The organism is Streptomyces sp. NRRL S-31 (genome assembly GCF_000718775.1).
Taxonomy (GTDB): Bacteria; Actinomycetota; Actinomycetes; order Streptomycetales; family Streptomycetaceae; genus Streptomyces.
Window position 1 is genome coordinate 51208 of sequence record NZ_JOCB01000035.1, and the last position, 14732, is coordinate 65939.

The window sequence follows — 14732 nt, forward strand, 5'->3', positions numbered from 1 at the left end:
GGTGGCCGACTCCGTCACATCGGCCGGGCGCCTGCCCGTCAGCCCGCCACGGGGTCGCCCTTGGTGTACGTGAGGCGCTCCACCGCGCCGGGCTTGAAGGTGTCCTCGATCTTCTTGCCGTTGACGTACAGCTCGATCGCGCCCGCGTCGCCGAGGATCAGGTTGATCTTGGCGCTGTCCTGGAAGGTCTTGGACTCGCCCTTCTTCAGCAGCCCGTCGAAGAGCATCCGGCCGTTGTGGTCCTTGGCCGAGATCCAGCTGCGTCCGTTGGGCGCGCTGACCTGGACGGTCACCTTGTCCTGGGGCGCGGCGGCGATGGCGCTGTCGGAGGGCTCGCCGGTCGGCTCGGCCGGCTTGGGCTTCGTCGGCGTGGGCGAGGCCGTCTTGCCGATGGCGGGCTCGGCGACCTCGGCGACCTGCGACTTCGAGTCACCGGAGTCGCCGCCGCCCTTGACCGCGGTGAACCCGACGAAGCCGATCACGACGACGATCGCGGCGACCATCGCCGCCGTCCAGTTCGGACCACGCCGCTCGGGCCGGATGCGCTCCGCCTCGAACAGGGGGGCGGCGGGGGTGGGCGCGGGACGGCCGCCGTGGTCTCCGTCGTACCGGGCGATCAGCGGCTCGGGGTCGAGGTGGACGGCCCTGGCCAGCGTGCGGATGTGTCCACGGGCGTACACGTCGCCGCCGCAGGGGGCGAAGTCGTCGGCCTCGATGGCGTGCACGATGGCGATACGGACACGAGTGGCGCGGCTGACATCGTCCACGGTGAGCCCGGCCGCGATCCGTGCCTGCTGGAGGGCACGGCCCACGGAGGGTCGGGCTTCCTGGGACTCGTCTCGGAATGGACGCTCGTCTTCAGGGGAGTTGCCGATGGACACGGGGGCGCCTTTCGAGCGTGTAGCCACCTGTGCTGGAAGCTCAGTCTAGGGGGGTGACGAAAGGGTGGGGCAACCGGACGGTATGACTTTGTACGCCATCGGAATGGCACGACATGCCGATCGTCGGACAAGCTGGTACCCCAGGGTGAAGCCCTTACCTGTCCTTTCGCTCAACTGGACGTACGGCACGGGGACAAGGTTGCCCACCGGCCGCTAACGGGTGGGTCACGGCGCCGGCGGGTGGGTCACGGCACCGCGGCCGCCCGGCGCTACGGACTGCGCCGAACGGCCGTTCGCGTCACTCCCCTGACTCCCCGCGGATCAGCGCGAGCACCCCGTCCAGGTCGTCGGGCTTCACGAGGACGTCACGCGCCTTGGAGCCCTCGCTCGGGCCCACGATGTTGCGGGACTCCATCAGGTCCATGAGCCGTCCCGCCTTGGCGAATCCGACGCGCAGCTTGCGCTGGAGCATGGACGTCGACCCGAACTGCGTGGAGACGACCAGCTCGGCGGCCTGGCACAGCAGGTCGAGGTCGTCGCCGATGTCCTCGTCGATCTCCTTCTTCTGCTTGCTGCCCACCGTGACGTCGTCCCTGAACACCGGCGCCATCTGGTCCTTGCAGTGCCGGACGACGGCCGCGACCTCCTCCTCGGTCACGAACGCGCCCTGCATACGGGTCGGCTTGTTGGCACCCATCGGCAGGAAGAGGCCGTCGCCCTTGCCGATCAGCTTCTCGGCGCCCGGCTGGTCGAGGATGACCCGGGAGTCGGCGAGCGAGGACGTGGCGAAGGCGAGCCGGGAGGGCACGTTGGCCTTGATCAGACCGGTCACCACGTCGACCGACGGGCGCTGGGTGGCGAGCACCAGGTGGATGCCGGCCGCGCGCGCGAGCTGCGTGATGCGCACGATGGCGTCCTCGACGTCCCGCGGGGCGACCATCATCAGGTCGGCCAGCTCGTCCACGATCACCAGCAGGTACGGGTACGGCTGGAGTTCCCGCTCGCTGCCCTCCGGCGGCTTGGCCCGGCCCTCGCGCACCGCGCGGTTGAAGTCGTCGATGTGCCGGTACCCGTAGGCGGCCAGGTCGTCGTACCTGAGGTCCATCTCGCGCACCACCCACTGGAGCGCCTCGGCGGCCCGCTTGGGGTTGGTGATGATCGGCGTGATCAGGTGCGGGATGCCCTCGTAGGCGGTCAGCTCGACGCGCTTGGGGTCGACCAGGATCATCCGGACGTCCTCCGGGGTCGCCCGCATCATGACCGAGGTGATCAGACAGTTGATGCAGGACGACTTGCCGGAGCCGGTGGCGCCGGCGACCAGCATGTGCGGCATCTTCGCCAGCGAGTGCATGACGTACCCGCCCTCGACGTCCTTGCCGAAGGCGACCAGCATCGGGTCGTCGTCCTCGGCGGACTCCGCGAGGCGCAGTACGTCGCCGAGGTTGACCATCTCCCGGTCGGTGTTCGGGATCTCGATGCCGACGGCCGACTTGCCCGGGATGGGGCTGATGATCCGCACGTCCGGACTGGCCACCGCGTAGGCGATGTTCTTGGTCAGCGCGGTGATCCGCTCGACCTTCACGGCGGGGCCCAGCTCCACCTCGTAGCGGGTGACCGTCGGTCCGCGGGTGAAGCCGGTGACGCGCGCGTCGACCTTGAACTCGGTGAAGACCTGGGTGAGCGCGGCGACGACCGCGTCGTTGGCGGCGCTGCGCGACTTGCCGGGGCCGCCCCGCTGGAGCAGGTCCAGGGCGGGCAGGGCGTAGGTGACGTCACCGGACAGCTGGAGCTGCTCCGCGCGCGCGGGCAGGTCGCGCGGCGCCTCGGGGGCCTTCTTCGTCAGGTCGGGGACGGCCTTGGTCAGGTCGGGTACGGGCTCCGCCTTGAGCGTCTCCCGCTTGGGGCGGGCCGCGGGGACCGGCGCGGGGGCGGGGGCGGGCACCGGGGTGGTGTCCTCGCGCTCGCCCGCGCCCACCCCCTGGGTGAGGTCGGCGACGACCGGGGACGGCGGCATGCCGTGCTGCACGGCGCCGTCGAGCGCGGCGGCGGCCGCCGTCGCGACGTCCACGGCGTCCAGCTGCCGCACCGGATCCGGCTGGGGCACCGCGGAGCGCCTGGGGCGCCCGCGACGCTGCGAGAGGGCCTCCCGCTCGGCACCGTCCGGGTCGTACGCCTGGGGGGCGCCCGCGCGCCGGCGCGGGCGCTCCGGCGGCGCCTCGCGCCACGGTTCGTCGTACGGGTCCTCGACGTCGTACCCGTCCGTCTCCGGGTCGTGCAGCACGCCCAGGTGGACGCCGAGCTTCCGCAACCGCTGCGGGATCGCGTTGACCGGGGTGGCGGTCACCACGAGCAGCCCGAAGACGGTCAGCAGCAGCAACAGGGGGACGGCGAGCATCTCGGTCACGGTGTAGGTCAGCGGGGTGGCCGCCGCCCAGCCGATGAGGCCGCCGGCGTCCCTTATCCCCGACATGCCGGCGCTGCGCGCGGGCGAACCGCAGGCGATGTGGACCTGGCCGAGCACGCCGATGACGAGCGCGGACAGCCCGATGACGATCCGCCCGTTGGCCTCCGGCTTCTCCGGGTGCCGGATGAACCGTACGGCGATCACCCCGAGCAGTATCGGCACGAGCAGGTCGAGCCGGCCGAAGGCGCCGGTGACCAGGATCTCCACCAGGTCCCCGACGGGTCCTCGCAGGTCCGCCCAGGTGCCCGCGGCGACGATCAGCGCGATGCCGAGCAGCAGCAGCGCGATGCCGTCCTTGCGGTGGGCCGGGTCGAGGTTCTTCGCGCCCTGCCCGATACCGCGGAAGACGGCGCCGACGGCGTGCGCGAGGCCCAGCCAGAGGGCGCGCAGGAGCCGGAACAGGCCCCCCGCGGGCGCGGGCGCCGGCTTGACCGGCACGGCCTTCCTCGCCGGGGCCCTCCGCGCGGGCGCCTTCTTGGCCGGGACCTTCTTCGCGGCGGCCTTCCTCGCCGGAGCCTTCGCGGGAGCGACCGCCTTCTTCGCGGGCTGCTTCTTGGCTGCGGAGGGACGTGAGGCCATGGGTGTGAGGTTACCGGGGGAGACGACGGCGGACACGTGTGCCTACGGCTTCACCCGTTCGTGTCGCGCCTGCCGGGGACCGGAACTGACGCACATTCATGCGCAACCACGGCCCCCGCCCGGGTCAGTTCTGCGCGGGCACCGGGGCACCGCCGCCGCCCGCGCCCGGCTCCAGGGCGTCGAGCGCACGGCGCAATCCGGTGAGTTTGCGCTCCAGATGGGCCGCCGTGGCCACCGCCGCGGCGTCCGCGGAGTCGTCGTCCAGCTGCTTGGACAGCGCCTCCGCCTGCTCCTCGACGGCCGCGAGCCGCGCGGACAGCTCGGCGAGCAGCCCGACCGACTCCTTGCCGGCGACCCCGCTCCTGCCGCCGCCCTCCAACTGGAGCCGCAGCAGCGCCGCCTGCTCGCGCAGCTGGCAGTTCTTCATGTACAGCTCGACGAAGACCGAGACCTTCGCGCGCAGCACCCACGGGTCGAACGGCTTGGAGATGTAGTCCACCGCGCCCGCCGCGTAGCCCCGGAAGGTGTGGTGCGGGCCGTGGTTGATGGCCGTCAGGAAGATGATCGGGATGTCTCTGGTCCGCTCGCGCCGCTTGATGTGCGCCGCGGTCTCGAAGCCGTCCATGCCCGGCATCTGGACATCCAGCAGAATGACCGCGAAATCGTCCGTGAGCAGTGCCTTGAGCGCTTCCTCCCCGGACGATGCCCGCACCAGCGTCTGATCGAGCGCCGAGAGGATCGCCTCCAGCGCCAGCAGATTCTCCGGCCGGTCATCGACCAGGAGGATCTTGGCCTTCTGCACCATGGCCCGCCCTCCTCGCCCCGGCGGTACACCGGGCGCCGCCCCAGGGGACGACTCCCTATCGCCGCCCGTCCTTGTGCCGGTCATCGTAGCCGCACCCCGCCTGTCGCCACACCCTGTCACCGCGATGTCACGGCGCACGTACCGGAAACGCGGCAGGGCCCCGGATGGTTCCCGGAATCCAGGGTTCCCGCATGTGCCCGGCCTTCATCATGCAGCAACGCCCCGAGCGCCGCGGAGGTTCCCCCGGCGTTCTCGGCGCGCCCCGCCGCACCGCCCGCCGCGCTCACTCCGCGCTCACTCCGGCCTCATCCACTGCCGCATCACCGACAGCAGGTGGTCGGGATCGACCGGCTTGGTGACGTAATCGGAGGCGCCCGAGTCGATCGCCTTCTCCCGGTCGCCCTTCATCGCCTTCGCGGTGAGCGCGATGATCGGCAGCCCCGCGAACTGGGGCATCCGCCGGATCGCCGTGGTCGTCGCGTACCCGTCCATCTCGGGCATCATGATGTCCATCAGCACGACCGCCACGTCGTCGTGCTGCTCCAGCACCTCGATGCCCTCGCGGCCGTTCTCCGCGTACAGCACCGACAGCCCGTGCTGCTCCAGCACGCTGGTGAGCGCGAACACGTTGCGGATGTCGTCGTCGACGATCAGCACCTTCTCACCGCCGAACCGCACCGCGCGGCCGGGCTGCGGAGCACGCTCCCGCTCGGCGGCGGCCGGCCACTGCTCGGGCCGCGACGCTTCCTCCGGCAGGCTCCGCCGACGGCGCCGGAAGAGCGCGGCGGCGCCGTTCTGCGTCTCCTGGTACGACTTCACCTCGGCCGGCGTCTCGATCTCCGCCGCGGACAGCTCCGAGGACAGGTGCGCCCGGGAGGCGACCAGGGCGCCGGCCTCCAGGGCGGGCACGGACTGCTGGTAGCCCTGCGGCGGCAGTTCGCTCGGGTGCACCGGCAGGTACAGCGTGAACGTCGAGCCGCGGCCGGGCTCGCTCTGCGCGTGGATCTCACCGCCCAGCAGCTGAGCGATCTCCCGCGAGATCGACAGGCCGAGGCCGGTGCCGCCGTACTTGCGGCTGGTGGTGCCGTCCGCCTGCTTGAACGCCTCGAAGATCACCCGCATCTTGCTGGCCGCGATCCCGATGCCGGTGTCGGTCACCGAGAACGCGATCAGCTCGCCGTCCGGGTCGGTCAGCGACCCCGCCTCCAGCAGCTGCTCCCGGATGGAGTGCGGCACGCCCGTGCCGGCCGGCCGGATCACCAGCTCCACCGAACCGGAGTCGGTGAACTTCACCGCGTTGGACAGTAGGTTGCGCAGCACCTGGAGCAGCCGCTGCTCGTCGGTGTGCAGGGTGGCCGGCAGCTCCGGCGAGACCCGTACGGACAGGTCCAGGCCCTTCTCCGCGGTCAGCGGCCGGAAGGTGGCCTCCACGTAGTCCACGAGCTGGACGAGCGCGATACGGGTCGGGGAGACGTCCATCTTGCCCGCCTCGACCTTCGACAGGTCCAGGATGTCGTTGATCAGCTGGAGCAGGTCGGAGCCGGCGCCGTGGATGGTCTCGGCGAACTCCACCTGCTTCGGCGACAGATTGCCCTCGGCGTTGTCCGCCAGCAGCTTCGCCAGGATCAGCAGCGAGTTGAGCGGGGTGCGCAGCTCGTGCGACATGTTGGCGAGGAACTCGCTCTTGTACCTCATGGAGACCGCCAGCTGCTCGGCACGCTCCTCCAGGACCTGCCGGGCCTCCTCGATCTCGGTGTTCTTCACCTCGATGTCCCGGTTCTGCCGGGCCAGCAGCTCCGCCTTCTCCTCCAGCTCGGCGTTGGACGCCTGGAGCGCCTTCTGCCGGTTCTCCAGCTCGGCCGACCGCTCCCGCAGCTGCTCGGTCAGCTCCTGCGACTGCTTGAGCAGCTGTTCGGTCTTGGTGTTGACCGAGATGGTGTTGACGCTCGTCGCGATCATCTCGGCGATCTGGTTCAGGAAGTCCCGCTGGATCTGCGTGAACGGCGTGAAGGACGCCAGCTCGATCACGCCCAGCACCTTGCCCTCGAACAGCACCGGCAGCACGATCACCTGCGCGGGCGGGGCCTCCCCCAGCCCGGAGGAGATCTTCAGGTAGCCGCTGGGCGCGTTGTCCACCAGGATCGTGCGCTTCTCCTGGGCGGCCGTGCCGATCAGGGCCTCGCCGGGCCGGAACGACGTCGGCATGGAACCCATCGAGTAGCCGTACGAGCCCAGCATCCGCAGCTCGTAGGCGTCCTCCCCGTTGCCGACGGCCCTGCCCTCCATCAGCGGCATCGCCAGGAAGAACGCGCCGTGCTGCGCGGACACCACCGGCGTCAGCTCGCTCATGATCAGCGAGGCGACGTCCTCCAGGTCCCGGCGGCCCTGCATGAGGGCGGAGATACGGGCCAGGTTGCCCTTGAGCCAGTCCTGCTCCTTGTTGGCGATCGTGGTGTCGCGCAGGTTGGCGATCATCTTGTTGATGTAGTCCTGGAGTTCCTGGATCTCGCCGGACGCGTCCACGTCGATCTTCAGGTTCAGGTCGCCGCGGGTCACCGCGGTCGCCACGCGCGCGATGGCCCGCACCTGCCGGGTCAGGTTCCCGGCCATCTCGTTCACGGACTCGGTGAGGTCGCGCCAGGTGCCGTCGACGTCCCGCACGCGTGCCTGACCGCCCAACTGCCCTTCCGTGCCCACCTCGCGGGCCACCCGCGTGACCTCCTCGGCGAAGCTGGACAGCTGGTCGACCATCGTGTTGATCGTCGTCTTGAGCTCAAGGATCTCGCCGCGCGCGTCAATGTCGATCTTCTTCGTCAAGTCACCCTTGGCGATCGCCGTGGTGACCATGGCGATGTTGCGCACCTGTCCGGTCAGGTTCGACGCCATCTGGTTCACCGACTCGGTGAGGTCCTTCCAGGTGCCGGCCACACCCGGTACGTGCGCCTGTCCGCCGAGGATGCCGTCCGTGCCCACCTCGCGGGCCACCTTGGTGACCTGGTCGGCGAACGAACTCAGCGTCTTCACCATCGTGTTGATGGTGTCGGCGAGCTGCGCCACCTCACCGCTCGCCTCGATCGTCACCTGCCGCGTCAGGTCACCGTTGGCGACGGCCGCGGCCACCTGCGAGATGTTCCGCACCTGCATGGTCAGGTTGTTGGCCATCAGGTTGACGTTGTTGCTGAGATCCTTCCAGATGCCCGTGACGCCCGGCACGTGCGCCTGACCGCCCAGGATGCCCTCAGTGCCCACCTCACGGGCCACCCGGGTCACCTGCTCGGCGAAGCTGGAGAGTTGATCAACCATCGTGTTGACCGTCGTGACGAGCTCAAGGATCTCGCCCTTCGCGTCAACAGTGATCTTCTTCGACAGATCGCCCTTGGCGACCGCCGTCGTGACCTCGGCGATGTTGCGCACCTGGATGGTCAGGTTGTTCGCCATGAAGTTCACGGACTGGGTGAGGTCCTTCCAGGTGCCGGAGACACCCTGCACCTCGGCCTGCCCGCCGAGGATGCCCTCCGTGCCCACCTCACGGGCCACCCGCGTGACCTGGTCGGCGAACGACGACAGCTGGTCCACCATCGTGTTCAGGGTGTTCTTCAGCTCCAGGATCTCCCCGCGCGCGTCCACGGTGATCTTCTGGGACAGGTCACCGCGCGCCACGGCCGTCGCGACCTGCGCGATGTTGCGGACCTGTGCGGTCAGGTTGCCCGCCATGCCGTTCACCGAGTCGGTCAGGTCCCGCCACACGCCGGCGACACCCGGCACCTGCGCCTGCCCGCCGAGGCGGCCCTCAGTGCCCACGTCACGCGCCACCCGGGTCACCTGGTCGGCGAAGGCGGACAGCTGATCAACCATCGTGTTGATCGTGTTCTTCAGCTCAAGGATCTCGCCGCGCGCGTCAACGTCGATCTTCTGCGACAGGTCACCGCGCGCCACCGCCGTCGTCACCTGCGCGATCTGCCGCACCTGGGAGGTCAGGTTGCCGGCCATGAAGTTGACGGAGTCCGTCAGCTCCTTCCACGTGCCGGAGACGCCGTCCACCCGGGCCTGACCGCCCAGCCGGCCCTCCGTACCCACGTCCCTGGCCATCCGTGTGACCTGGTCGGCGAAGCTCGACAGCTGGTCCACCATCGTGTTGACGGTGTTCTTCAACTGGAGCATCTCGCCCGAGACGTCCACGGTGACCTTCTGCGACAGATCGCCGTTCGCCACCGCCGTCGTCACCTGGGCGATGTTGCGCACCTGCCCGGTCAGATTGCGGAACGCGGTGTTGACGGAGTCCGTCAGGTCCTTCCAGGTACCGGCCGCGCCCGGCACCTGCGCCTGGCCGCCCAGCTCACCCTCGACCCCGACCTCCCGCGCCACCCGTGTCACCTCGGCACCGAACGCCGACAGCTGGTCCACCATGCCGTTGACGGTGTTCTTCAGCTCCAGCATCTCGCCGGCCACGTCCACGGTGACCTTCTGCGACAGGTCACCGCTCGCCACCGCCGTCGTCACCTGGGCGATGTCCCGCACCTGCGTCGTCAGGTTCCTGAACACCGTGTTGACGGAGTCCGTCAGGTCCTTCCAGGTACCGGCCGCGCCCGGCACGTTCGCCTGCCCGCCGAGCCGCCCCTCCGCGCCGACCTCGTTCGCCACCCGTGTGACCTCGTCCGCGAAGATCCGCAGCGTCTCGGTCATCTGGTTGACCGTCTCGGCGAGCTGCGCCACCTCGCCGCGCGCCGGCACGGTCACCTTCTGCGACAGGTCACCGCTGGCGACGGCGGTCGTCACCTGCGAGATCCCGCGGACCTGCGCGGTCAGGTTGCCCGCCATCGTGTTGACGGAGTCGGTCAGCTCCTTCCACACCCCGTCCACCCCGGGCACCTGCGCCTGGCCGCCCAGGATGCCCTCGGTGCCCACCTCCCGGGCCACCCGCGTGACCTCGGAGGAGAAGGACGACAGCTGGTCCACCATCGTGTTGACGGTGTTCTTCAGCTCCAGCATCTCGCCGGCCACGTGGACGGTCACCTTGCGCGACAGGTCACCCTTGGCGACCGCCGTGGTGACCAGCGCGATGTCCCGCACCTGCGCCGTCAGCCGGTACGCCATCGTGTTGACGGACTCGGTCAGGTCCTTCCAGGAACCCGACATCCCGCGCACCCGGGCCTGGCCGCCGAGCTTGCCCTCGGTGCCCACCTCGCTGGCCACCCGCGTGACCTCGTCCGTGAACGTCGACAGCTGGTCGACCAGGTTGTTGACGGTCCGGCCGACCTTCAGGAACTCACCGCGCAGCGGATGCCCCGTACCGCCGTCCGGCGCCTGCGTCCGCAGCTCCATCCGCGGTGACAGATCGCCCTCGGCGACCGCCGTGAGCACGCGGCTGACCTCGGAGACGGGCCAGACGAGATCGTCCACCAGCGCGTTGGAATTGTCGACGGCCACCGCCCACGAGCCCTCGCAGGCGCCCGTCTCCAGCCGCTCCGTGAGCTTCCCCTCGCGCCCCACCATGCGCCGTACCCGGGACAGTTCACCGGTCAGATGCAGATTGCGGTCCGCCACCTCGTTGAACACGGCCGCGATCTCCGACATCACGCCGTCCCCGGACACCGTGAGCCGCTTGCGGAAGTTCCCGTCCCGCATCGCCACGAGGGCCGCCAGCAACCGGTTCAGGGCAGCCGTGTCCACGGTGGTGGTACCGCCGCTCCTGCCGAGGGACGGTCCGCCTTTCGCGCGCGTCTTCGTGCCCCGCGTCGCCGCGCCAGACTCCACTGTGTCCCTCCCGGAGGGGTAGACCGTCACTGCTGTGCTCGGCCGCTTCGGCCCCCGGCGTGCCGGTCATCGGCATACCGGTTACTCCCGCGTACCCGTTACTTCCGCGTAGATCTGCCGGAGGCGATCCGGCCACACAGGGCTGCTGCCCACCGCGCACGCGCCGCACGCGGACCGACCCGACCTCCGTCAGAAGCTTGCCCAGTGTTTCACCCCGGCCCAACCAGGCCATAACAGTTCGGCACCTTCGCACATCGTTCGCACACCCTGGGGGCGTAAACACCCGCGACCGGCATCCTCTGGGACGGCGAAGGTAAGTAACCTTGCATGCGGCTGTCCAGCCGCACCGGTCCGACCGGTCTGGGCGGTGGCACGAGTACGAGCGGGCATCGGAGGGGCGGCCGGACACCATGACCACCGGAGTGATCCCCGGGGGGCAGCCCCCGGAGCCACAGCCGACGGACGCGCCGATGCCGCGGCAGCGGCGCGAGCCGCCCGGCGAGCCAGCCCTGCATGCCGACGAACGGCCGAGGAGTCCTGTGATCACCGCGCGCGCGGCCGCCAGTTTCGAGCCCGTCGGACGATCCGTCGCGACCGCCCGGTCCTTCGTCCGCGACACCCTCCAGGGGTGGGGGTTCGCCGACATCGTCGACGACGCCGTCGTCCTCACCAGCGAGCTGGTCACCAACGCGGTCGTCCACGCTGGCACGCACGCGGAGGTGCTCTGCCTGCGCACCGAGGAAGGCGTGCGCATCGAGGTCTCCGACCGCTACCCGGAGCGGGAGGTCCCCCTCCAGACCTCCGTCGCCGCCATGGGCAGCCCAGACCGCGAGGGCGGGCGGGGACTCCAGCTCTGCGCGGCCCTCGCCACCCGCTGGGGCGTCGACTACACCCCCACCCACAAGAACGTCTGGTTCCAGCTCGACCTGCCCGAACGCCCGGTCGGCACCCGTGCCGCGGGCCCGGCCCTCCCCGCCGACCTGCTGCCCCTGGCCGACGGCCGGGTCCGCGTCGCCGTGCTCCAGGTCGACCGCAAGGGCGGCATCAGCGCGTGGAACGAGGACGCGGAGGAACTGTTCGGCTACCCGGCCGCCGACGTCATCGGCAAGCCCCTCACCGAGCTGGCGGCCTGGCCGCACACCCCCGGCACCGGCACCGGCATCGCCGAGGCCTTCCGGCTCTCCCGCTGGGAGGGCACCTACGGCATCCGCGGCGCCGACGGCCGCGTGGCCCGGGTGTACGCCTCGCACCTCCGGGTCCGTGACACCGGCGGCGAACCCTCGACCGTCTGCCTCCTGGTCCGCGACGACGAGCGCGCGGTCCTCCAGACCCCGCCGCGCGTCCCGGCCGGCGACCAGCCGCAGTCCGCCGACGGGCAGAACACCGACCCCTTCGAGGTGTTCATCGGCTCCCCCGCCCCGGACGACCTGGACGGACTGCTCCAGCGCACGGTGGAACGCGCCCGCGACATGCTCGACGGCGACTCCGCGTTCCTGCTGCTCGCCACCGACGACGAGACCGAACTGGAGGTGCGAGCCTCCACCGGCCTGCCCTCCGCCCGCCAGCGCTTCGCGCGCGTGCCGGTCGAGGCGGGCCCCGGCCGCTACGGCTCGGCCCGCATGCCCGCCGTCCACGACGACCTCGCCGCCGTCCCCGGCGCCGTGCCCCTGCTCGCCGGCACCGGTATGCGCTCGGTCGTCACCGTCCCGCTGAAGGTCGAGGGCCGCCTCACCGGCTCGCTCGGCGTCGCGGCCGAGGCGCCCGGCCGCTACAGCAACGAGGAGGCTCTGCGCCTCCAGTTCGCCGCCGACCGCATCGCGCTGGCCGTCGAGTCCGCCCGCCTCGGCGAACTGGAACGGCTGCGCCGCGGCTCCCTGAGCTTCCTGGTCGAGGCGTCCGACCTGCTGGCCGGCACCCTGGACCGGGACCAGACGCTGGCCCTGATGGCCCAGATGACGGTCCCCACGCTGGCCACCTGGTGCGCGGTGTACACCATCGCCGACCAGGCGTCGGAGCCGTACCTGTCGTACGTCCTGCACGAGGACGAGGAACTCATCGACGGCATCAAGTCGTTGCTGTCGAAGGTCTCCCCGCCGGACCCGGTGCCCACACCGGGCGCCCGGGTCTGGACGGCCCCGGGCGAGGTCGCCCACCAGGCGGCCCTGCGCAGTTCCATGCGCAGCCTGGGCCTGGCCGGCGGTCCCACGCACCAGGTCGCCTCCGCCATCGGCCCGACGCTCGCCACGGCCTCCGCGGTGGGCGGCGAGACGGTCGTGCTGCCGCTGGTCGCCCGCAACCGCGTCATCGGCATGCTGACCCTCGGCAAGCCCACCGACGAGCATTTCCGCCAGGAGATCCTGGAGCTGGCCGAGGACCTGAGCCGCCGGGCCGCCCTCGCCCTGGACAACGCCCGCCTGTACTCGGAGCGCACGGCCATCAGCCAGTCCCTCCAGCGCAGTCTGCTCCCGCCCGGCCTGCCGCAGATCGACGGTGTCGAGGTGGAGGTCATCTACCGCGCGGCCGGCGAGGGCAACGAGGTCGGCGGCGACTTCTACGACCTCTTCCCCATCGGCAACGGAGCCTACGGCTTCGCCATCGGCGACGTCTGCGGTACGGGTCCCAACGCGGCGGCGGTCACGGGCCTCGCCCGGCACGCCCTGCGTCTGCTGGCCCGCGAGGGCCTGTCCGGCCCCGCGGTCCTGGAGCGCCTGAACTCCGCGATCCTCGACGAGGGCGACCGCAGCCGCTTCCTGACCCTCCTCTACGGCGAGATGCGCCCGCGGGAGGACGGCAGCGCGGAGCTGAAGGTGGTGTGCGCCGGCCATCCGCTCCCGCTGCGTCTGCGCCAGGACGGCACGGTGACGGCGGCGGCCGAGCCGCAGCCGCTGTTGGGCGTCATCGAGGACCTGGAGCTGTACGAGGAGACGGTCACCCTGGACCCGGGCGACGTGCTGCTGTGCGTCACGGACGGTGTCACCGAACGCCGCGAGGGCACACGCATGCTGGGCGACGACGGCCTCGCCGACGTCCTCACGACGTGTACGGGGCTGACGGCGGGCGCGGTCGCGGCACGCATCATGCGCGCGGTGGAGCGCTTCGCCTCGGACGCCCCTTCCGACGACATGGCGATCCTGGCGATGCGGGTTCCCGGCATCCACCAGGAGGCGTGAGGAAGCACGAAAAGGCCCCACCCGGAAGGGTGGGGCCTTTTTGTCTGAGCCCCCAAACGGAATCGAACCGTTGACCTTCTCCTTACCATGGAGACGCTCTGCCGACTGAGCTATAGGGGCCTGTCGTTTTCGAGGTTTCCCTCGCGGTGACGAAGAAACTGTACCCCGATCCGGCCCCGGTTCCCAAATTCGTTCGGGCCCGGTCAGAAGGCGGGCTGGAGCAGACCGCCGAGCGCGTTGCACGCGGAGACGACGCGCTGCATATCCCGCTTGGTGAGCGCCGCGTCCACGGGCAGCGCGAGTGTCTCGTCGGCGGCGAGCTGGGTCTCCGGCAGGGGCACGCACCGGCGGAACTCCGGCAGCCGGTGCACGGGGGTCTTGACCGGCACCCGGCAGTCGACTCCCCTGGCCCGCAGGGCCCGGGCGAAGGCGTCCCGGTCCGGCCGGCCGTTGCCCGGCACGCGGACGACGTACTGCTGGTAGGTGTGCCCGTCCCCGCCGTCCGGCGTCCGCAAGCCCTTCAGCTTGGCGTCGAGATAGGCGGCCCGCTCCCTGCGCTGGGCTATCTCGTCGTACGGCGCCTCGGATTCGCCCTGTTCCAGGACCAGCAGTCCGTGCCGCTGTCCGAGCCCGTGCAACCGGCTGATGTCGGCCCGCCGTCCGAAGCGGTGCACGACAACGACCGCGGCGGTACGGGGGGTTATGGCGGCCTCGACCCCCTCCGGGGCCAGGCAGTAGGTCACCGGGTCTATGTCGGCGAACACCGGGAGCGCGCCGGCCAGGGTGACGGCCTCGGCCACCTCGACGTTCCCGAAGGCCGGTACGACGACCTCGTCACCGACTCCGACGCCTGCGGCCCTGAGCATTGCTGCAGTACCCATGTCTGGATGCTGTGCGCGCAACGTGAACGACACGTTAAGCGCAACAGAAAAAGGTCGGACCCCGAACCGAAGTTCAGGATCCGACCTTTATCACAATTAGTTCGGCGGCGTCCTACTCTCCCACAGGGTCCCCCCTGCAGTACCATCGGCGCTGTGAGGCTTAGCTTCCGGGTTCGGAATGTAACCGGGCGTTTCCCT

The 14732-nt window shown here is 70.6% G+C and carries 6 protein-coding genes, 1 tRNA gene and 1 rRNA gene; 1 reads left to right on the plus strand and 7 read right to left on the minus strand.

Features of this window, described 5'->3' with window-relative positions; all coding sequences use genetic code 11:
* Window positions 1-38 precede the first annotated feature (38 nt).
* The 4 genes from IF37_RS0116005 to IF37_RS0116020 all read right to left on the minus strand — a co-directional run bounded on the left by IF37_RS0116005 (window position 39) and on the right by IF37_RS0116020 (window position 10483).
* Window positions 39-881: a helix-turn-helix domain-containing protein gene (locus tag IF37_RS0116005; RefSeq protein WP_030742452.1), complete on the minus strand. Its 843-nt coding sequence runs from the start codon at window positions 879-881 to the stop codon at window positions 39-41.
* 298 nt (window positions 882-1179) lie between these two features.
* Complete coding sequence (locus tag IF37_RS0116010) at window positions 1180-3924, minus strand: DNA translocase FtsK (RefSeq protein WP_173456839.1); 2745 nt, start codon at window positions 3922-3924, stop codon at window positions 1180-1182.
* 124 nt (window positions 3925-4048) lie between these two features.
* The gene (locus IF37_RS0116015) at window positions 4049-4729 is read right to left on the minus strand and encodes a two-component system response regulator (protein WP_030742455.1); all 681 of its coding nucleotides are present in this window, start codon (window positions 4727-4729) and stop codon (window positions 4049-4051) included.
* A gap of 294 nt (window positions 4730-5023) precedes the next feature.
* Window positions 5024-10483, minus strand: coding sequence for a HAMP domain-containing protein (locus IF37_RS0116020; protein WP_106981791.1), 5460 nt, complete (start codon window positions 10481-10483; stop codon window positions 5024-5026).
* A 410-nt stretch (window positions 10484-10893) separates the two neighbouring features.
* Between IF37_RS0116020 and IF37_RS0116025 the strand changes: the two genes are divergently transcribed.
* Window positions 10894-13653: a SpoIIE family protein phosphatase gene (locus tag IF37_RS0116025; protein ID WP_030742458.1), complete on the plus strand. Its 2760-nt coding sequence runs from the start codon at window positions 10894-10896 to the stop codon at window positions 13651-13653.
* A 47-nt stretch (window positions 13654-13700) separates the two neighbouring features.
* Here the strand turns inward: IF37_RS0116025 and IF37_RS0116030 are convergent.
* From IF37_RS0116030 to rrf, 3 genes are all read right to left on the minus strand, one after another.
* Window positions 13701-13773, minus strand: a tRNA-Thr gene (locus IF37_RS0116030).
* 83 nt (window positions 13774-13856) lie between these two features.
* The gene (locus IF37_RS0116035; protein ID WP_030742460.1) at window positions 13857-14519 is read right to left on the minus strand and encodes a DegT/DnrJ/EryC1/StrS family aminotransferase; all 663 of its coding nucleotides are present in this window, start codon (window positions 14517-14519) and stop codon (window positions 13857-13859) included.
* A gap of 114 nt (window positions 14520-14633) precedes the next feature.
* Window positions 14634-14732: ribosomal RNA gene (rrf, locus tag IF37_RS40875) — 5S ribosomal RNA — on the minus strand; the annotation flags it as partial.

Excerpts from the sequence above, each read along its gene's own strand:
- IF37_RS0116035 (WP_030742460.1), bottom strand. The coding sequence starts at position 14,519 with ATGCTCAGGGCCGCAGGCGTCGGAGTCGGTGACGAGGTCGTCGTACCG.
- IF37_RS0116025 (WP_030742458.1), top strand. The coding sequence starts at position 10,894 with ATGACCACCGGAGTGATCCCCGGGGGGCAGCCCCCGGAGCCACAGCCG.
- IF37_RS0116010 (WP_173456839.1), bottom strand. The coding sequence starts at position 3,924 with ATGGCCTCACGTCCCTCCGCAGCCAAGAAGCAGCCCGCGAAGAAGGCG.
- IF37_RS0116015 (WP_030742455.1), bottom strand. The coding sequence starts at position 4,729 with ATGGTGCAGAAGGCCAAGATCCTCCTGGTCGATGACCGGCCGGAGAAT.